At 74.0% G+C, this 18,157-nt stretch carries 16 protein-coding genes; 6 read left to right on the top strand and 10 right to left on the bottom strand.

From position 1 onward, the window contains the following. Positions 1-57: 57 nt before the first annotated feature. Positions 58-966: an SGNH/GDSL hydrolase family protein gene (locus tag OG774_RS00150; protein ID WP_328305935.1), complete on the top strand. Its 909-nt coding sequence runs from the start codon at positions 58-60 to the stop codon at positions 964-966. Positions 967-984: 18 nt separating this feature from the next. Here the strand turns inward: OG774_RS00150 and OG774_RS00145 are convergent, their stop codons facing one another. The 6 genes from OG774_RS00145 to OG774_RS00120 all read right to left on the bottom strand — a co-directional run bounded on the left by OG774_RS00145 (position 985) and on the right by OG774_RS00120 (position 5,149). Beyond that, positions 985-1,716: a PIG-L deacetylase family protein gene (locus OG774_RS00145; protein ID WP_328305934.1), complete on the bottom strand. Its 732-nt coding sequence runs from the start codon at positions 1,714-1,716 to the stop codon at positions 985-987. 46 nt (positions 1,717-1,762) lie between these two features. Further along, on the bottom strand, positions 1,763-2,128 hold the full coding sequence (locus OG774_RS00140) for an MmcQ/YjbR family DNA-binding protein (RefSeq protein WP_328305933.1): 366 nt from the start codon (positions 2,126-2,128) through the stop codon (positions 1,763-1,765). Between the two features lie 28 nt (positions 2,129-2,156). Then, entirely contained in the window at positions 2,157-2,306 is a 150-nt protein-coding gene (locus OG774_RS00135) for a hypothetical protein (RefSeq protein ID WP_274187620.1), read from the bottom strand. A gap of 42 nt (positions 2,307-2,348) precedes the next feature. Beyond that, the gene (locus tag OG774_RS00130; RefSeq protein ID WP_328305932.1) at positions 2,349-3,674 is read right to left on the bottom strand and encodes a hypothetical protein; all 1,326 of its coding nucleotides are present in this window, start codon (positions 3,672-3,674) and stop codon (positions 2,349-2,351) included. A gap of 159 nt (positions 3,675-3,833) precedes the next feature. Beyond that, a complete protein-coding gene (locus OG774_RS00125; protein ID WP_328305931.1) occupies positions 3,834-4,649 on the bottom strand; it encodes an Fpg/Nei family DNA glycosylase in 816 nt (271 codons plus the stop codon). Between the two features lie 29 nt (positions 4,650-4,678). Continuing rightward, entirely contained in the window at positions 4,679-5,149 is a 471-nt protein-coding gene (locus tag OG774_RS00120) for a ribose-5-phosphate isomerase (RefSeq protein ID WP_328305930.1), read from the bottom strand. A 98-nt stretch (positions 5,150-5,247) separates the two neighbouring features. Between OG774_RS00120 and OG774_RS00115 the strand changes: the two genes are divergently transcribed. From OG774_RS00115 to OG774_RS00105, 3 genes are all read left to right on the top strand, one after another. Next, positions 5,248-7,830, top strand: a complete 2,583-nt coding sequence (locus tag OG774_RS00115; protein WP_328305929.1) for a glutamate--cysteine ligase — start codon at positions 5,248-5,250, stop codon at positions 7,828-7,830. A gap of 41 nt (positions 7,831-7,871) precedes the next feature. Continuing rightward, entirely contained in the window at positions 7,872-9,647 is a 1,776-nt protein-coding gene (locus OG774_RS00110) for an N-acetylglutaminylglutamine amidotransferase (RefSeq protein ID WP_328305928.1), read from the top strand. A gap of 63 nt (positions 9,648-9,710) precedes the next feature. Next, positions 9,711-11,552 (top strand): S9 family peptidase, encoded by a 1,842-nt coding sequence (locus tag OG774_RS00105; protein WP_328305927.1) that lies wholly within the window; start codon positions 9,711-9,713, stop codon positions 11,550-11,552. Between the two features lie 12 nt (positions 11,553-11,564). Here the strand turns inward: OG774_RS00105 and OG774_RS00100 are convergent, their stop codons facing one another. Further along, positions 11,565-12,989: an aldehyde dehydrogenase family protein gene (locus OG774_RS00100; protein WP_328305926.1), complete on the bottom strand. Its 1,425-nt coding sequence runs from the start codon at positions 12,987-12,989 to the stop codon at positions 11,565-11,567. Positions 12,990-13,096: 107 nt separating this feature from the next. Here OG774_RS00100 and OG774_RS00095 point away from each other — a divergent pair, with 107 nt between their 5' ends. Continuing rightward, a complete protein-coding gene (locus OG774_RS00095) occupies positions 13,097-13,993 on the top strand; it encodes a phytanoyl-CoA dioxygenase family protein (protein WP_328305925.1) in 897 nt (298 codons plus the stop codon). A gap of 9 nt (positions 13,994-14,002) precedes the next feature. On the opposite strand, the gene OG774_RS00090 is transcribed toward OG774_RS00095, so the two are convergent. Next, on the bottom strand, positions 14,003-14,611 hold the full coding sequence (locus tag OG774_RS00090) for a mycothiol-dependent nitroreductase Rv2466c family protein (protein WP_328305924.1): 609 nt from the start codon (positions 14,609-14,611) through the stop codon (positions 14,003-14,005). A gap of 87 nt (positions 14,612-14,698) precedes the next feature. Between OG774_RS00090 and pepN the strand changes: the two genes are divergently transcribed. After that, positions 14,699-17,278 carry an aminopeptidase N gene (gene pepN / locus OG774_RS00085; RefSeq protein WP_328305923.1) on the top strand — a complete coding sequence of 860 codons (2,580 nt, stop codon included), beginning with the start codon at positions 14,699-14,701 and terminating at the stop codon, positions 17,276-17,278. A gap of 52 nt (positions 17,279-17,330) precedes the next feature. Here pepN and OG774_RS00080 read toward each other — a convergent pair whose 3' ends face one another. Both OG774_RS00080 and ctaJ read right to left on the bottom strand, forming a co-directional pair. Then, a complete protein-coding gene (locus OG774_RS00080; RefSeq protein WP_274195854.1) occupies positions 17,331-17,795 on the bottom strand; it encodes a DUF5130 family protein in 465 nt (154 codons plus the stop codon). 61 nt (positions 17,796-17,856) lie between these two features. Beyond that, positions 17,857-18,111, bottom strand: a complete 255-nt coding sequence (ctaJ, locus tag OG774_RS00075) for an aa3-type cytochrome oxidase subunit CtaJ (protein WP_328305921.1) — start codon at positions 18,109-18,111, stop codon at positions 17,857-17,859. Positions 18,112-18,157 lie beyond the last annotated feature (46 nt).

Raw genomic sequence — 18,157 nt, 5'->3', positions numbered from 1 at the left:
TCGAGACCGACACTCGGCGGCGTCAGCGGGGTGGGACGACGTGTCGGGGGTGCGGCGATGGGCTGTCGATCGGTGGTGGTGGCGGCGCTCGTCGGGGCCGCGCTCGTCCTCGGGTCCGCGTCGGCGACCGGAGCGCCGGGCAGCAGCCCCGCGAGCGGCGGCGACGGGACGCGACGGGTCGCGCTCGGCGACTCCTGGGCCGCCGGGACCGCGGCCGGCGAGGTCGAGGCGGCGTCCGGGACGTGCCGGCGCAGCCCGCGCGCGTACCCCGCGGTCGTCGCCCGCGCCGCCGGCGAGACCTCGTGGACCTCGCGGGCGTGCGCCTCCGCGACGGGCGGCGGGAACGGCCAGTTCACGTCGCTCGGCCCGGAGACCGAGGTCGTGACGGCCACCGTCGGGGCCGACGCGACGGGGCTCGGCGCGCTGGCGTCCGCCTGCTCGGCACAGGGCAGCGCGGCGCGCTGCGACGACGCGACGACCCGCTTCGACCGCGCCCTGACCTCCCTGCCGCGGGCCCTCGACGCGTCGCTCGCCGACATCCGCAAGCGCGCCCCACGTGCGGCGATCACGTTCGTCGGCTACCCCCTGCTCGCCGAGGGACGGGCGTGCCCGAGCGGCCCCGCCGACGCGACCCGCGCCGCCCGTCTCGACGACGCCGTCACGCGCCTGGACGCCGCGCTCGCCGCCCGCGTGGCCGCGGCCGGCATGCGGTTCGTCGACGTCCGGTCCGCGTTCGCCGGGCACGGGGTGTGCGCGCCCGACCCCTGGCTCACCCCGCTGACCGGCCCCGACGCGCTCCTGGCCGGCGGCGCCACCGCGACCGGGCACGCGCTCGGCGTCCTGCCCGCGCTCGCCGCGCCCGCCCCGACGACGCCCACCCCGACGACGCCCTCCCCCACGCGGCCGGCGGCACCACCGTCCGACGGGCGCCGCGACGACCCGCCGGCCCCGCTCTTCCCCGGCTGAGCCCGGTCGGCGCCGGCGTCAGCCGAACACCTCGAACGGCACCCGCGCCGGCCCGTCCTCGCCGCCGGTGGTCATCAGGACGACCTCGCGGGCCTGCTCGACGACGGGCCGCGGGTCGAGGGCCGCCAGGTAGGCGCGGTGCTCGGCCAGCGACGCGATCGCGACGTCGCGCCACCCGGTCACGTCCACGGCGTGCGTGGGCTGCGGGGAGGCGGCGACGACGACGTGCCGCACGCCGGGCCAGGTCTCGAAGCCCTCGTCGATCAGCTCGCGGAAGACCCACTCGTTGCCGGCGTCCCCCACCGCGTCGAGGGTCGCCCGGCCGACCGCGCGGTGGTCGGCGCTGTTCCACGTGCCCAGACCACGTGTGCTCAGCCCGAAGGTGTCGCGGTGGTTGCTGACCACCACCAGCTGCGGGCGGACCCGGCGGATCTCGCGGGCGAGGTCGCGCCGCAGGTCGAGCCCCTCGGTGACCACACCGTCGCGATGGCCCAGGAACCGGACGTCGTGCACCCCGACCGCCGCGGCGCTCGCCCGCTCCTCGGCCTCGCGCAGCGGGCCGGCGACCTCCGGCGGCGTGCCGGCGATGCCCGCCTCGCCGCGGGTGGCGAGCACGTACGACACCGAGCGCCCCGCGGCGGTCCAGGCGGCGACGGCGGCGTTCGTGCCGTACTCGAGGTCGTCCGGGTGGGCCGCGATCGCGAGGGCGCGTGACCAGTCGTCGGGAAGGGGCGGCAGGTCGGTGGTCATGACGTGCAGCCTGGGACCTCGACCTTGCTGCAGGTCAAGGGGGGGTTCATCCCAGGAGGGCGGCGAGCCGACGGGGCGCCACCTGCCGGTAGGCGTCGGTGACCACCTCGCGGACCTCACCCCAGTCCGGCCCTTCGGGCTCGACGTCGAGCCGCAGCCCGAGCCAGCCGCGGTGGCCGACGTAGGGCGGGACGAAGAACCGGTCGGGCTCCACCGTCACCATCTCCTCCTGTGCGCCCTCGGGGGCGGCGACCCAGAGGCAGAGGTACTCGTCGCCGTGGTGGCGGCCGACGTAGCTGGCGAACATCTTGCGCACGAACCAGCTCGGCGTCCCGTGGCTGATCTTCTCCGTGACCTCGGGCAGGGCGACGCACACGGCCCGCAGCCCGTCGATCAGCTCGCCGGCGTCCACGCGGGCATCGTGGCCCGCGGCGGACCGGCTACGCCAGCAGCGAGCCGACCAGGATCGACAGGACGAAGACGGCCAGGATGATCACCGTCGCCACCCGCACCCAGGGCCGGTGCGGGGTGGGCGTCGAGGGCTCGGAGACGCCCTCGGTGGGGTCGCTGCGCTCGTCGGGCCGCGTCATCGGCGTTCCTCACGGAAGGGGACGGATCGGACACCGACGAGGCTACCGGCCGGTCGCGGCCCGCCTCGGGGCCACGGGGACCTCGCCGCTCGCGTGCCGACCGGACGGCGGCTCGGCACGGTGCCGCCGGGGGGCGTCGGGGTCCTCGTCGGCCGAGCGGTGCCGGGCCCGGCGCGGCACCGGGACGTCGCCGGTGGCGGCGTGCCGGCTCCGGGTGACGGGGAGCGGGCCGGACACGGGCGACGGCGCCCGCGGGGCAGGGGCGGCCTCGGCGAGGGCGGCGGCCGCCGCCGCCTCGGCCCGGACGCGCCGTAGGTCGTCGAGGGACGCGATGGAGGTCGGGGCGGCCGGCTCGTCGTCCTGCGTTGCGGGCACGCGCGGCGGGGCGGGCCGGGCATCGGGGCCGGGCCGCGACGAGCCGAACGACAGCGACGAGGCGAAGCCGGCGGGGATGGGAGCCGGCCCGGGCCTCGGCGACGGGGTCGCCGCGGCACGGACCGTGAAGGCGTCGGTGGTCTCCTCGGGCGCCGGGGTCGCGACGGGCTTCGGGGAGGGCTTCGGGGCCGGCTTGGGGGCCGGCTTGGGGGCCGGCTTGGGGGCCGGCGCTGCGGTGGGCCTTGCGGCGGGACCTGCGGTCGCCGCGACGGGGGTCGCAGCGGGGGCCGGGGCCGGGGCGGCGGTCGCCGCCGGGGTCGCCCGGGGCGCCGGCCGGCGGGCGCGGATCGACACCCGCGAGGTCTCGGTCGCGACGGGCGCGGGACGGCCGGGCCGGACGGCCTCGGTCGCCGGTGCGGGGCGCACGGTCGCGGTCGCCGGGGCCGGAGCAGCCGGAGCCGGGGCCGGAGCCGGCGCTGCTGGAGCCGCCCGGCGCCCGGTCCGGGACGGCGGAGCGGCCGCAGCCGCCGCCGTCGCGGGCTCGACCGCCTCGGTCCGGTCGGCCTCCCGGTCAGCCACCGTGCCGGCCACCGTGCCGGCCTCCTTGCCGACCTCCTTGCCGACCTCCGTGTCAGCCACCTTCTCGCCCGCCCGCTGCACCGCCGGGCGGGGCCGGGCGGGGCGCACGGGGACCGGCACGATCTCCTCGACCGGCGCCGGCGCCGGCGCTGGGGCGGGCGCAGGCGCCCGGCGGCCGCGGATCATCTGACCGGCCGCGGAGATGAGGTAGGCGACGCCGACGAGGCTCCAGAACGAGAGCACGAGGAGCTGCACGACCGTCGGCGGATCGCTGATCATCGCCAGCTGCACGCCGGCAACGCCGAGCCCGGCCACGCCGAGCACGAGGGCGAACCGCGAGCGCGTCGTCATCTGCCAGCGGGGCCGCGGGCGGGCGACGGACCGAGGTGCGCTCCGCTTCGTCTCCCGGCCCACACGTACCTCCTCGACAGATCGGACGACCCGCACCATACGGACAGGGGGGTCACGGGAGGTCGACGCATGGTCCGAGTCCAGCCCGAGCACCCCGCCACGGACGGGGCACGTGTCACCCTCCCGGGTGAGGCATCGAACGCTGAGGGCGAAACGTAACGGTCAGGTCGCGGCCTGACAGGTCGCGCACCAGAACAGGTTCCGGGCTGCGTGCGTACGGCGGCTGACCTCCGTGCCACACACCCGACAGGGATCCCCCGTCCGGCGGTACACGTAGACCTCCCGGCCGCAGCCGCGGCCGTGCGGCTCGTCGAGGGCGTGACCACAACCACGGTGGGCGGGGCGCACGGTGTCGATCGCGCCCCGGCGGACGCCGTCGGCGAGCAAAGCGGCGAGATCGGCCCAGACGGCGTCGAACCGTTCCCGTCCGAGCTCCCGGCCGGGCAGCAGCGGGTCCAGGCCGTGCCGGAAGAGGACCTCGGCCCGGTAGACGTTGCCCACGCCCGCGATCACCGACTGGTCCATGAGCAGGGTGGCCAGCGGGGCCTTCGACCGGCCGATCCGCCGCCAAGCCGCCTCGGGGTCGGCGTCGTCGCGCAACGGGTCGGGGCCGAGTCGGGCCCGCACGCCGTCGACCTCGCCCTCGGTGAGCACCTCGCAGGCGATCGGGCCGCGCAGGTCCGCCCAGTGCGTCGGCCCCACGAGGCGCATCCGCACCTGGCCGCGCGGCGGCGTCACGTCGCCCGTGTGCATCGTGAACTTGCCGTAGAGCCCGAGGTGGACGTGCACGACGAGGTCGTCGGCGTAGACGTGGAAGAGGTGCTTGCCGTGCGCGTCCACGGCGCGCAGCTCCCGGCCGTCGACGAGCTCGGCGTCCCGGCTGAAGCGGCCCCGCGGGGACGACACGGCCACCTCGTGGCCCACGAACCGGCGGGTGTGGGTGCGCGCGAGGCGACGGATGGTGTGGCCTTCGGGCACCGGGCCTGCCTACCCCGCCACCCGACCGGTCACTCCTGGGGGAGGGCCGGGGGCTCGCCGGTCTGCTCGTAGGCGGTGAGCATGTCGATGCGCCGCTGGTGGCGCCCGCCCTCGAAGGCCGTCGCGAGGAACGCCGTGACGATCTCGGTCGCCTCCTGCGCGGTGTGCATCCGGGCGCCGATCGAGACCACCTGGGCGTCGTTGTGCTTGCGCGCAAGCTGCGCGGTCTCGACGTTCCACGCCAGGGCGGCACGGCACCCCGGCACCTTGTTGGCCGCGATCTGCTCGCCGTTGCCCGAGCCGCCGATGACGACGCCGAGGGCCTCGGGGGTCGCGACGGTGCGGCGCCCGGTCTCCACGCAGTACGGGGGGTAGTCGTCGACGGGGTCGAACTCCTCGGGCCCGACGTCGACGACGTCGTGACCCGCCTTCGCGAGCTCGCGCAGAAGATGGCCCTTGAGCTCGAACCCAGCGTGGTCCGATCCGACGAAGACGCGCACGGCGCGCAGTCTGTCAGGTGTGAGACATGCCGCCGCAGGGGTAGTGGACGGCGGCTCGGAAACATCCCCGTGACACACCGATCGTAGGTTGACCCGTTATGGGAGCGCGACCGCCGGACCGCCGCCCGACCCCCGCGGGCGAGGTCGTGATGGGCGTCGAGGAGGAGTTCCACCTCGTCGACCTGGAGTCACGATCCGCCGTGCCGCGCGTCCCGGAGCTGCTCGACGAGCTGCAGGCCCTGGACGGCGAGGCGTTCGCCCCGGAGCTCAAGCCCTCGATCATCGAGACGAACTCCCAGCCGACCTCGGACCTCGCCGACCTGCGCACCGACCTCGTGCGCCTGCGCGGGATGCTCGCGCACATCGCCGACTCCCACGGTCTCGGCGTGGTCGGGGCGGGCAGCGTCCCGCTGATCGACGGCTCCGCCGAGGGCATCACCCCGTCGCCCCGCTACGAGCGGATGCGCGACGAGTACCAGATGCTCGCCTTCGAGCAGCAGATCTGCGGCACCCAGGTGCACATCGACGTCCCCGACCGTGACGCCGCGGTCGCGGTGATGCAGCACAGCGCGCCGTGGCTGCCGGTCCTGCTCGCGCTCTCGTCGAGCTCGCCGTTCTGGAAGAGCGAGGACACCGGCTACGCCAGCTCCCGCACACTGGCGTGGCACCGCTGGCCGACCGCCGGTCCCCCGGCCCCGCTGCGCGACGCCGCCGACTACGACGCCCTGATCGCCGACCTGCTCGCCTCCGGGACGATGTCCGACCCGGGCATGGTCTATTTCGACATGCGCCCGTCGGCGCACCAGGACACGGTCGAGGTGCGCATCTGCGACGCCAGCCCGAGCGTCGACGGCGTGGTGCTGATCGCCGGGCTCTCGCGGGCGCTCGTGCGCCACGGTGTGCGCGCGCACGTCGAGGGCCGGCCGATGCCCCGGTACCGCCCCGAGCTGCTGCGCGCCGCGAGCTGGCGGGCGGCGCGCTCCGGCCTCGAGGGCGACCTCGTCGACGTCCCCGGACGCGAGCTGGTGCCGCCGTCGCGGGCGGTGCGGCTCATGCTCGAGCACCTCGCCGACGACCTGGACGAGGCCGGTGACCGCGACGTCGTCGAGGAGCTGGCCCTCGATGCCCTCGCCCGCGGCAGCTCCGCGGCCCGTCAGCGCCAGCGCGCCAACCGCAACGGCAACCTCGAGGCCGTCGTGGACATGCTCCTCGCCGAGACCCGGGGCGCGCCGGACTCGCCGGTGGACGCGCCGATCTCCGAGACGGTCGCGCCGGTCCTGCTCGCCGACTACGCGCCGCCCGCCTACGACGAGGCCGTCGCCGAGGACGGCACCGTCCGCCCCGCGTACTCGTGGCTGGTCGCGACGCTCGAGCGGATCGGCCCGCCCGGGCTGCTGGTGCACGAGAAGAGCCGCGACGCCGAGCAGCGCGCCCGCGGCATGTTCTTCCCCCAGGACGACGACGACGAGCGGCTGTTCCCCCTCGACCTCGTGCCCCGCCTCATCACCCCCGGCGAGTGGGAGACGCTCACCGAGGGCCTGATCCAGCGGGCCCGCACGTGCGAGGCGCTGCTGCAGGACCTGCACGGCGAGCGCGCCTGCCTGCACGACGGCGTGCTGCCCGAGGACGCGCTGCGCTGGCTGCCCCAGCCGCACGAGGCCGCGATGAACCTGCACCCCGGGGCCGTCCGTGCCCTGGTCAGCGGCCTCGACCTCGTCTGCGACGCCGCCGGCGAGTGGAAGATCCTCGAGGACAACCTGCGCATCCCCTCGGGCATCGGCTTCGCGATGGCCGACCGCCGCGTCGTGCGCAGCGTCCTGCCGGAGCTCCAGGCCCCGAACGGCGTGCTCGACGCCGACGAGGGCCCGGCGATGCTGCGCGAGGCACTCCTGGCGTGCGCCCCGCCGGCGGCCGGCCACGACCCCGTCCTCGCCCTGGTCACCGAGGGAACGACGGACTCGGCGCACTTCGAGCACCGCATGCTCGCCGAGGAGATGGGCGTGCCGCTGCTCACCCCGGGCGAGCTCCGCGCCGTCGCCGGGATGATCACCGTGGCCGCCACAGGGCGCCCGATCGACGTGATCTACCGGCGCATCGACGAGGAGGTGCTGTTCAGCGCGCTCGACTCCGAGGGGGTCCCTCTGGGCGACCCCGTCCAGGAGGCCGTGCGCACCGGTCGCCTGACCCTGGCCAACGCGCCCGGCAACGGCCTCGTCGACGACAAGGGCGTCTACCCCTTCATCTCGGCGCTCACCGAGTACTACTTCGGCGAGAAGGCGACGCTCGCGGCCGTCCCGACCTGGTCGTGCGCCGATCCCGAGCAGCGCGAGTACGTCCTGTCCCACCTCGACCAGCTCGTCACCAAGCCCGTCGACGGGTACGGCGGGACGGGCATCGTGGTCGGGCCGCACGCCGGCGCGCAGGAGCTCGACGAGGTCGCGGCGGCGGTGCGCGCGCACCCCGCATCGTTCGTCGCGCAGGAGACCATCCGGATCTCCACCCACCCGACGTTCACCGGCACGACGCTGGAGCCGCGCGTCGTCGACCTGCGGGCGTTCGTCGTCCTCGCCCCCACCCCGACCGTCCTCCCGACCCCGCTCACCCGGGTCGCGCCCGCCGACTCGCTCGTGGTCAACTCCTCGCGCGGCGGGGGCTCGAAGGACACCTGGATCCTGCGCTGACCAGCGCGTTCCCCGACCGACCGTGACCGAGGAGGCCACACGTGTGCGGCATCGCCGGTGAGTTCCGCTTCGACGGCCGGGCGGCCGAGGTCGCCACCGTGCTGGACATGGCCCGGGTCCTCGAGCCCCGCGGGCCCGACGGCTGGGGGGTCGTCGGCCACGGGCCGCTCGCGCTGGCCCACCAGCGCCTGAAGATCATCGATCTGTCGGAGACCGGCGCCCAGCCGATGGTCGACTCCGACCTCGGCCTGACCGCGGTCTTCAACGGGATCATCTACAACTACAAGCAGCTGCGCGACGAGCTGCACGCCGACGGCTACCGCTTCTTCTCCACCTCCGACACCGAGGTGCTGCTCAAGGCCTTCCACCGCTGGGGCCCGTCGTGCGTCGAGCACTTCAAGGGCATGTTCGCGTTCGCGGTCTCCGACCGACGCACCGGCGAGCTGGTGCTCGGCCGCGACCGCCTCGGGATCAAGCCCCTCTACGTCGCCCAGGTGCCGGGCGCGATCCGGTTCGCGTCGTCGCTGCCCGCGCTGCTGGCCGGCGGCGGGCTCAACACCGACGTCGACCGCGTCGCGCTGCACCACTACATGAGCTTCCACTCGGTGGTCCCCGCCCCGCGCACGATCCTGCAGGGCGTGCGGAAGCTCCCGCCGGCGACGATCCGCACGATCTCCCCCGACGGCGGCACCACCGACCGGACCTACTGGGAGCCCGAGTTCACGCGCGACGGCGACCGCTCTGCCGAGGAGTGGGCGCAGACGGCGCTCGACTCGCTGCGCACCGCGGTCGAGCGGCGCATGGTCGCCGACGTGCCGGTCGGGGTGCTGCTCTCGGGCGGCATCGACTCCTCGATCGTCGTCGCCCTGCTCGCCGAGATGGGCCAGAAGGACCTCAAGACCTTCTCGATCGGCTTCGAGTCCGAGGGCGGCGAGTCGGGCGACGAGTTCGACTACTCCGACCTCGTCGCGAAGACCTACGGCACCGACCACGTGAAGTTCACGGTGCCCAAGCACGAGACCGACGACGCCCTGGCCGGGGCGGTCGCGGCGATGGCCGAGCCGATGGTCAGCCACGACGTCGTGGCCTTCTACCTGCTCTCCCGCGAGGTCTCGAAGTCGATCAAGGTGGTGCAGTCGGGCCAGGGCGCGGACGAGATCCTCGGCGGCTACGACTGGTACCCGCCGCTGGCCGGCATCGCGCGCGACGCCGCGCTCGACTCGTACCAGAAGGCGTTCTTCGACCGCCCGCACTCCGAGGTCGCGCAGCTGCTCACGCCCGAGGCCCTCGTCGACGACGACGTCAGCCGCGCGTTCGTCGCCGAGCACTTCGGGCGGCCGGGGGCCGACTCCGCGGTGGACGCCGCGCTGCGCCTCGACACCACGATCATGCTCGTCGACGACCCCGTGAAGCGCGTCGACAACATGACCATGGCGTGGGGCCTCGAGGCGCGCGTGCCGTTCCTCGACCACGAGTTCGTCGAGACGATGGGCGCCTGCCCGCCGGAGTACAAGCTCGCGGACGGCGGCAAGGGCGTGCTCAAGGCCGCCGCGCGCGGAGTGCTGCCCGACGAGATCATCGACCGCAAGAAGGGCTACTTCCCGGTGCCGGCGATCCGCCAGCTCTCGGGCCCGGTCCTGGAGCGGGTGCGGGGCGCGCTGACCGACCCGGCCGCCACATCGCGGGGCCTGTTCCGGGCCGACGCGGTGGCGACGATGCTCGACGACCCGAACTCGGGGCGCACCAACCTCGGCGCCAATGCGTTGTGGCAGGTGGCCCTGCTCGAGATGTGGCTGCAGGAGCACGGCATCACGTAGCCACCGGCTGGGTACCGTGCCCCCGACGGTGAATCGTGGTCGACCGAAGGAGGACGCGGGCCGGTGGACGAGTGGATCAGCGCCACACGTTGCTGGTCGCCCAGCCCCTCCCCGGACGGCACCACGATCGCCTTCGTCTGGGACGGGGACGGTCGGCCGCAGGTGCGCATGCACCGCCGGGCCACCGGCGAGGAGTGGTCGCTCGACACGGGTGACGAGCTCGTCTCGACCGTGCGCTGGTCGCCGGACGGGCTGTGGCTGGCGGTCGAGACGGCGCCGGACGGCGGCGAGCGGAGCAACGTCTCCATCGTCCGCCCGGACGGCAGCGACCTGCGGCCGGTCCGTGGGGTCGGCGACGCCGACCGCGGCGCGGTGACCCTCGACCGCTTCACCCACACCGGCTCGGTGCTGGCGATCACCGAGTCCGACTACGAGACCACCACCGCCTGGCTGGTCGACGCCGAGTCCTCGCAGCGCCAGCGCGTGGGCTCCGGGCACGCCCTGCAGATCCTCGACGTGAGCCGCGACCGGCGCCGGGTGCTCCTGCGCCGCGGGCGGCGCGGGTCACGCCACGTCGGCATCGTCGACCTCGACGGCACCGAGGGCTGGCACGAGATCGACTCCGGGCGCGGCCCGGGCGGCCCGCCGGGCGCCGTCGAGCACCCGGTGGCGATCACCCGGGACTCCAGCGTGGTCGCCGGCCGGTTCTGCCCCGACGGCACCCAGATGTACCTGCTCACCGACGGCGGGCGCGAGCGCGCGGCGCTGGTGCGCGTCGACGTCGCGACCGACGCCCGGCCGATGACGCCCGAGGTGCTCGCCGAGCGCCTCGACGCCGAGCTCGAGCGCTTCGCCCTCACCGAGGACGCGGCGATCGCCGCGCTCGTGTGGAACGCCGAGGGGCGCAGCGAGGTCGACCTGCTCGACATCGCCTCCGGCAAGTGCAGCGCCTACGCCCCGCCCGGCGACGTCGTCACCAGCGCGGTCTTCAGCCACGACAGCGACTCGCTGGTGATGGGCATCCAGGCCCCCGAGGTGCCCGCGGCCGTGTGGTGCCACGAGCTCTCGTCGGACACCACCGCGCTGATCTGCCCGCAGGAGGAGCCGTCCTGGTCGCCGGGGCAGCTCGTGCACCCGACGCTCGAGGTCGTCACCACCCCCGACGGCCTGCGCCTGCCCGGGTGGCTCTACCGGCCGCGGGGCCAGTCGGGGCCGCTGCCCACGGTGATCTATCTGCACGGGGGGCCGGAGGCGCAGGAGCGCCCCGTGTTCACCCCGCTCTACCAGCACCTGCTCGCCCGGGGCATCGCCGTCTACGCCGCCAACGTGCGCGGCTCCTCGGGGTTCGGGCGCTCGTTCGTGAACGCCGACAACGGCGCGGGACGCTTCGCGGCGATCCGCGACGTCGCGACGTGCGCCGAGCACCTCGTCGACACCGGCGTCTCCGACCCCGAGCGGGTCGGCGTCATGGGCCGCTCCTACGGCGGCTACCTGACCCTCGCGGCGCTGGTGAACCACCCCGAGCTCTTCGCGGTCGGCATCGACGTGTGCGGCATGGCGGACTTCGAGACGTTCTTCGCGCGCACCGAGCCCTGGATCGCCGACGCCGCGGTCGGCGAGTACGGCCACCCGATCCACGACCGCAACCTGCTCCGCGAGCTCTCCCCCGTGCACCGCATGGAGCACCTGCGCGCTCCCCTACTGGTGGTCCACGGGAAGTTCGACACCAACGTCCCGGTGCACGAGGCCGAGCTCGCCGTCCACGGCGCCAAGGCCGCCGACGTGCCGGTGAGGTACCTGCTCTTCGACGACGAGGGCCACGAGATCCAGCGCACCGAGAACCGCGTGCGCTTCATCCACGAGTGCGTGGACTGGCTGGAGGAGCACTTCGGCTCCGCCTCGTGAGCGCTCGGCCCGCTACAGCTGGATGGACTTGACCTCGAGGAACTCCTCGAGCCCGTAGCGGCCCAGCTCGCGGCCGGTGCCCGACTGCTTGTAGCCGCCGAAGGGCGCCACTGGGTTGAACGCGCCGCCGTTGACGTCGACCTGCCCGGTCCGCATGCGCTTCGCGACCTCGACCCCGCGCTGCTGCGACCCGGCGAACACCGCGCCCGCGAGCCCGTAGACCGTGGCGTTGGCGATCTCGACGGCGTCGTCCTCGGTGTCGTACGGCATGACCGACAGCACGGGCCCGAAGATCTCCTCCTGGGCGATGCTCATGTCCGGGCGCACGCCGGAGAAGATCGTCGGCCGGACATAGGCGCCGCGCTCGAGCCCGTCGGGACGACCCGGGCCGCCGGCGGCGAGCTCGGCGCCCTCGGAGACCCCCGCGGTGATGTAGCCCTCGACGCGCTCGCGCTGGCGCTCCGAGGACATCGGGCCGATGCGGGTGGACTCCTCGGTCGGGTCGCCGACGGTGTACTTCGCCGACTGCTCCACGGCCATCTCGACGACCTGGTCGTGCAGCGACGCGGGCACGAGCAGCCGGGTCCACGCCGTGCAGGTCTGGCCGCCGTTGATGAAGCAGTTGCCCAGGCCGAGCTTGACGGCCTGGGTGAGGTCGGCGTCGTCGAGGACGATGTTGGCGGACTTGCCGCCGAGCTCCAGGGCCACGCGCTTGACCGTGGCCGCCGCGACCTCCTGCACCCGGCGCCCGGCGGGCACCGAGCCGGTGAACGACACCATGTCGACGCCCGGGTGTTTCGCCAGGGCCTCGCCGGCCTCGGGCCCGGTGCCGTGCACGACGTTGAAGACGCCGGCGGGCAGCCCGGCCTCGGCGGTGATCTGCGCGAGGATGCTCGCGGTCAGCGGCGCGACCTCGCTGGGCTTGAGCACGATCGTGCAGCCCGCGACCAGCGCCGGCGCGACCTTGGCGACCACCTGGTGCAGCGGGTAGTTCCAGGGCGTCACGGCCCCGACGACGCCGATCGGCTCGCGCACGACCAGCGAGTTGCCGATCTCCTCGGTCCACGGGAACGACTCGGCCAGCCCGGCGACGCCCTTGGACGTCGCCATCGGCATGCCGACCTGGACCGAGTTGGCGAACTTCGTCGGCGAGCCCATCTCCGCGGTGATCGACGCGGCGATCTCGGCGCTGCGGGCCTTGATGCCCTCGCGGATCGCGGTCACCGCCGCCACCCGGTCGGCGAGCGGCCGGGCCGCCCAGCCCGGGAAGGCGTGCCGGGCGGCGAGCACGGCGGCGTCGATCTCGGCCGCACCGCCCGCCGGGACCTCGGCGACGGTCTCCCCGGTCGCGGGGTTCACCACCGCGATCGACCCGGAGCCCCCCTGCCAGGCCCCGTCGATCCAGTGCCGCGCGAGGGTGTCCGTACCGGTCGTCATCTCGTGCCTCCGAGTCGGTGGGGTGCGCCCTCCACCCTGCCCGACGGGGCGACGTGGCCCCTGGTCTGCCCTACCGTGTGATGACGGACACAGGTGGAGGTTCCCCCATGCTCATCGACGAGATCCGACGGACGCCCGCGAAGGTCGTCACCGAGGAGCAGCGCGAGTCCTACTGGGAGAACGGCTACCTGCTGCTCGAACGGCTGATCCCCGAGGAGTGGCTGGTGCGCCTGCGGGCGGCCACGGACGAGATGGTCGAGCGCAGCCGCGCACTGACCGCCTCGGACCGCGTCTTCGACCTCGAGCCCGACCACACCGCCGACGCGCCGCGGCTGCGCCGGGTCACCAGCCCCGTCGACCAGCACCCGGACTACTGGGCCTACGCCCGGGACTCGCTGCTCGCCGACGTCGCGGCCGACCTCGTCGGGCCCGACGTCGCCTTCCACCACTCGAAGCTCAACTTCAAGTGGGCCCGGGGCGGCGCGGAGGTCAAGTGGCACCAGGACATCCAGTACTGGCCGCACACCAACTACACGCCACTGACCTTCGGGACGTACCTGTACGACTGCGGCATGGAGCAGGGGCCGCTCGGCGCCCTGCCCGGCAGCCACGACGGCCCGCTCTACGACCTCTACGGCGCCGACGGCGCGTGGGCGGGAGCGCTCTCGGCGCGCGACGCCGCCGGCCTCGACACCGCGCGGACCGCCTACCTGCCCGGCCCCGCCGGGTCGGTGACGATCCACAACTGCCGCACCGCGCACCACTCGGCGGCGAACGACTCGCCCATCGGCCGCCCGCTGCTGCTCAACGTCTACAAGGCGGCCGACGCCATGCCGTACACCGCGAACCCCCTGCCCTCGAGCCACGCCGAGGAGATCGTCCGCGGGCAGCGGGCGCGGTGGGCGCACCACGACCCGCGCCCGTGCCTCATCCCGCCGGACTGGTCCGGCGGCTACACGAGCCTGTTCGCGCTGCAGCAGAACGAGGCGCCGGCCTCGATGTGACCTGAGGGGTCAGTCGAACTGCAGCTCGGTGTCGCGCGTGCGCTTGAGCTCGTAGAAGTACTCGTAGCCCGCCAGGAGCTTGGCGCCATCGAAGATCTGGCCGGCCTGCTCGCCCTTGGGGATGCGGGTCATGACGGGGCCGAAGTAGGCCGAGCCGTCGACATGGATCACCGGGGTGCCGACGTCCATGCCTACCGGGTCCATGCCCTCATGGTGCGACGTCTTCAGCGCGTCGTCGTACTCGTCGGTGTGCGCGGCCTCCGCGAGCGAGGCGTCGAGCCCGACCTCCGAGAGCGCCTTCGCGATGACGTCGTCGAAGTCCTTGTTGCCGTTGTTGTGGATCTCCGTGCCCATCGCGGTGTAGAGCGGCGCGAGGACGTCGTCGCCCTTCTGCTGCGCCGCGGCGATGCACACGCGGACCGGGCCCCACGCCTTCTCCATCATCTCGGCGTACTCCTCGGGCAGGTCCCGGCCCTCGTTCAGGACCGCGAGGCTCATGACGTGCCAGTGCGTCTCGACGTCACGCACCTTCTCGACCTCGAGCATCCAGCGCGACGTGATCCACGCGAAGGGGCACAGCGGGTCGAACCAGAAGTCGACGCGGGTCTTCTCAGCCATGGCGATCGGGTTCCCCTTCCAGAAGGTCTCACCCGCGCAACCCCGGCGAGGGCCCGTGATGTTCCCGGTCGGTCGTAGGGTGGCGCCGTGGCTGCCCCGAACCTGACCCGCGACGACGCCATCGCACGCGCCGAGCTGCTCGACGTCGAGTCCTACGCCATCGACCTCGACCTCACCGACGGCGCCGGCGGGCCCGGCGAGTCGACGTTCCGGACGACGACGACGGTGCGGTTCACGGCTGCCGAGCCGGGCGCCTCGACCTGGATCGACATCGTGGCCGCCGGCGTCCGCTCGGCGACGCTCAACGGGCGCGAGCTCGACGTCGCCGACTACGACGAGGAGAAGGGCATCGCACTGCCCGACCTCGCCGCCGAGAACGAGCTCGTCGTCGACGCCGACGGCCGCTACATGAACACCGGCGAGGGCCTGCACCGCTTCGTCGACCAGGTCGACGGCAGCGTCTACCTCTACAGCCAGTTCGAGACCGCCGACGCCAAGCGGATGTTCGCCTGCTTCGACCAGCCCGACCTCAAGGCGACGATCACCGCGACGGTGACCGCGGCGCCGAGCTGGCAGGTGATCTCCAACGGCGCGACCGAGGCCGTCACCGACGCCGACCACGGCGCCAAGCGGCACGCCTTCGCCACGACGGCGCCGATCTCGACCTATCTCGTCGCGCTGATCGCCGGGCCCTACGCCCGCTGGGACGACACCTACACCGACGAGCACGGCACCATCCCGCTCGGCATCTTCTGCCGCGCGAGCCTCGCCGAGCACATGGACGCCGAGCGGCTGTTCACCGAGACCAAGCAGGGCTTCGGCTTCTACCACCGCAACTTCGGGGTGCCCTACCCCTTCGGGAAGTACGACCAGCTCTTCGTCCCCGAGTTCAACGCCGGCGCGATGGAGAACGTCGGCGCCGTGACGTTCCTCGAGGACTACGTCTTCCGCAGCCGCGTCACCCGCTACCTCTACGAGCGCCGCGCCGAGACCGTGCTGCACGAGATGGCGCACATGTGGTTCGGCGACCTCGTGACCATGCGCTGGTGGGACGACCTGTGGCTCAACGAGTCGTTCGCCACCTGGGCGAGCGTGGTCAGCCAGGCCGAGGCCACCGAGTACCGCAACGCGTGGACGACGTTCGCCAACGTCGAGAAGTCGTGGGCCTACCGCCAGGACCAGCTCCCCTCCACCCATCCCGTGGCCGCGGACATCCCCGACCTGCAGGCCGTCGAGGTGAACTTCGACGGCATCACCTACGCCAAGGGCGCGAGCGTCCTCAAGCAGCTGGTCAGCTACGTCGGGCAGGACGAGTTCCTGTCGGGGCTGCGGCTCTACTTCTCGCGCCACGCCTACGGCAACGCGACGTTCGACGACCTGCTCGGCGCCCTCACCGAGGCCTCCGGCCGCGACCTGTCGGGCTGGAGCGCGCAGTGGCTGCGCACGACGGGGCTCAACTCGCTCTCCCCCTCGTTCAGCGTGGGTCAGAACGGCAAGTACACCGCGTTCGAGGTCGTCCAGGGCGGCGCCCGGCCCGGCGCGGGCGAGCTGCGCACCCACCGGCTCGCGGTGGGGATCTACGGCGACAGCCAGGACGGGGACGAGCGGGGCTCCGGCAAGCTCGTCCGGCAGCACCGCGTGGAGCTCGACGTCTCCGGCGACCGCACCGAGGTGCCGGAGCTGGTCGGAGTCGACGCCGGCGCGCTGGTGCTGGTCAACGACGACGACCTCACCTACTGCACGATGCGTCTCGACGAGCGCTCGCTGACCACGCTGATCGACCGCATCGGCGACATCGCCGAGCCGCTGCCCCGCACCCTGTGCTGGTCGGCGGCCTGGGAGATGACCCGTGAGGCCGAGCTGCGCGCCCGCGACTTCGTCGCCCTCGTCACCGCGGGGCTCGCCGCCGAGTCCGAGGTCGGCGTGGTCCAGCGCCTCCTGCTGCAGGCCCAGACGGCGCTCGCCTCCTACGCCGAGCCGGGCTGGGCGGTCACCGAGGGGTGGCCGACGTTCGTGGCGCGCCTGCTCGAGCTGGCGCACGCCGACCCGGGCTCCGACCACCAGCTGGCGATCGTCAACGCGCTCGCCGGGTCGGTGCTCACGGGCGAGGCGATCGACACCATCGCCGGCTGGCGCTCGGGCGAGAAGCCGCTCGAGGGCCTCACCGTCGACACCGACCTGCGCTGGCGTCTCCTGCACGCGCTCGTCGCGCACGGTGCCGCGGGCGAGGCCGAGATCGAGGCCGAGTACGCGCTCGACAACACCGCCACCGGACGGCGGATGACCGAGCGCGCCCGCGCGCTGATCCCCACGCCGGAGGCCAAGGCCGAGGCGTGGCGCCGGGCCGTCGAGGACGACTCGCTCCCGAACGCGATCAACTCCGCGATCATCATGGGCTTCTCGCACCCGGCGCAGCAGGCCCTGCTCGTCGACTACGTGCCGCGCTACTTCGCGGCCGTCGACGACGTCTGGGCCCGCCGGTCCTCGGAGCAGGCGCAGCCCATGGTGCAGGGGCTGTTCCCGTCCTGGGCCGTCGAGCAGGCGACGGTCGAGCAGGCGGACGCCTGGCTCGAGGGCGACCACCCGTCGGCTCTGCGCCGTCTGGTCACCGAGGGACGCGCGGGCGTCGTGCGCGCCCTCGCCGCCCGGGAGTTCGACCGGGGCTGAGGCTCACCCGGACGACACGAACGCCCTGTCGGCGTTCGTGTCGTCCGCGGCGTCAGGAGTGCTGGTGGTGCGCCGCGCCCGCCTGGTCGGCGAGCATGGTGACACCCTCGACGATGCCGCCGACGAGGTCGGACTCCTTGAACGACGCGACCATGCTCATCACCGCGAGCTTGGCGCCGCGGTCGTCGATGCGGCGGCTGGACTCGGCACCGGTGACGACCTCGACGACGCGCTCGCCCGGTGACACGGCGACGACGACCGCCTCGGCCGCGCTGTCGCCGAGCGAGGCGTGGAGCTCCTCGGCCCGCTCGCGGGAGCGGGGGCCCAGGGCCCCGATCCAGAGCGTGAACAGCAGCCCGGTCTCGCGACCGGCGAGCGTGAGCGCCTCGTCGAGCCGCGAGAGCTGGGACGGCGAGAACGGGGTGCGCGAGTCCTCCGCGAGCACGTCGGTCGCCTCGGAGATGCGGCCGGACAGCGTCGCGACGCGCGCCTCCCCGTAGACGGGGTCCTCGAGCATCCCGGGCGCGCCGCTCTGCCGGGTGGTCTCGCCCGGCGCGTCCTGCCTGGCGGGGACGACCTCACCACGTGCCACGAGCGCCTCCTCGGGCGGTGTGCTCGGCGGCCGCCCCGGCGGGCACGGCCTCGACGGTCGGTGCGGGGACCCCGGAACCGCGGGGGTTGCCCATCCACCACAGCGGCTCGTGGTCCCACGCGTCGCCGGAGCGGTAGCGGGCGCCGCGCGTGGGACGGCGGACGAGCGTCAGGGCGGAGATCAGGCCGATCCCCCCGAGCGAGGTCACCCCGTAGAGCAGGAAGGTGGTCAGCGGGCTCACGCGGAGCACCGTAGTGGATCCGGCCCACGACGTCCCGTCGTAGGAG

This window comes from Actinomycetospora sp. NBC_00405, assembly GCF_036044095.1.
GTDB classification, from domain to species: Bacteria; Actinomycetota; Actinomycetes; order Mycobacteriales; family Pseudonocardiaceae; genus Actinomycetospora; species Actinomycetospora callitridis.
This window is presented reverse-complemented; position numbering and strand designations above follow the sequence as displayed.

Excerpts from the sequence above, each read along its gene's own strand:
- OG774_RS00095 (WP_328305925.1), top strand. The coding sequence starts at position 13,097 with ATGCTCATCGACGAGATCCGACGGACGCCCGCGAAGGTCGTCACCGAG.
- OG774_RS00150 (WP_328305935.1), top strand. The coding sequence starts at position 58 with ATGGGCTGTCGATCGGTGGTGGTGGCGGCGCTCGTCGGGGCCGCGCTC.
- OG774_RS00135 (WP_274187620.1), bottom strand. The coding sequence starts at position 2,306 with ATGACGCGGCCCGACGAGCGCAGCGACCCCACCGAGGGCGTCTCCGAG.
- OG774_RS00080 (WP_274195854.1), bottom strand. The coding sequence starts at position 17,795 with ATGCTCGAGGACCCCGTCTACGGGGAGGCGCGCGTCGCGACGCTGTCC.
- OG774_RS00115 (WP_328305929.1), top strand. The coding sequence starts at position 5,248 with ATGGGAGCGCGACCGCCGGACCGCCGCCCGACCCCCGCGGGCGAGGTC.
- OG774_RS00090 (WP_328305924.1), bottom strand. The coding sequence starts at position 14,611 with ATGGCTGAGAAGACCCGCGTCGACTTCTGGTTCGACCCGCTGTGCCCC.
- OG774_RS00100 (WP_328305926.1), bottom strand. The coding sequence starts at position 12,989 with ATGACGACCGGTACGGACACCCTCGCGCGGCACTGGATCGACGGGGCC.
- OG774_RS00145 (WP_328305934.1), bottom strand. The coding sequence starts at position 1,716 with ATGACCACCGACCTGCCGCCCCTTCCCGACGACTGGTCACGCGCCCTC.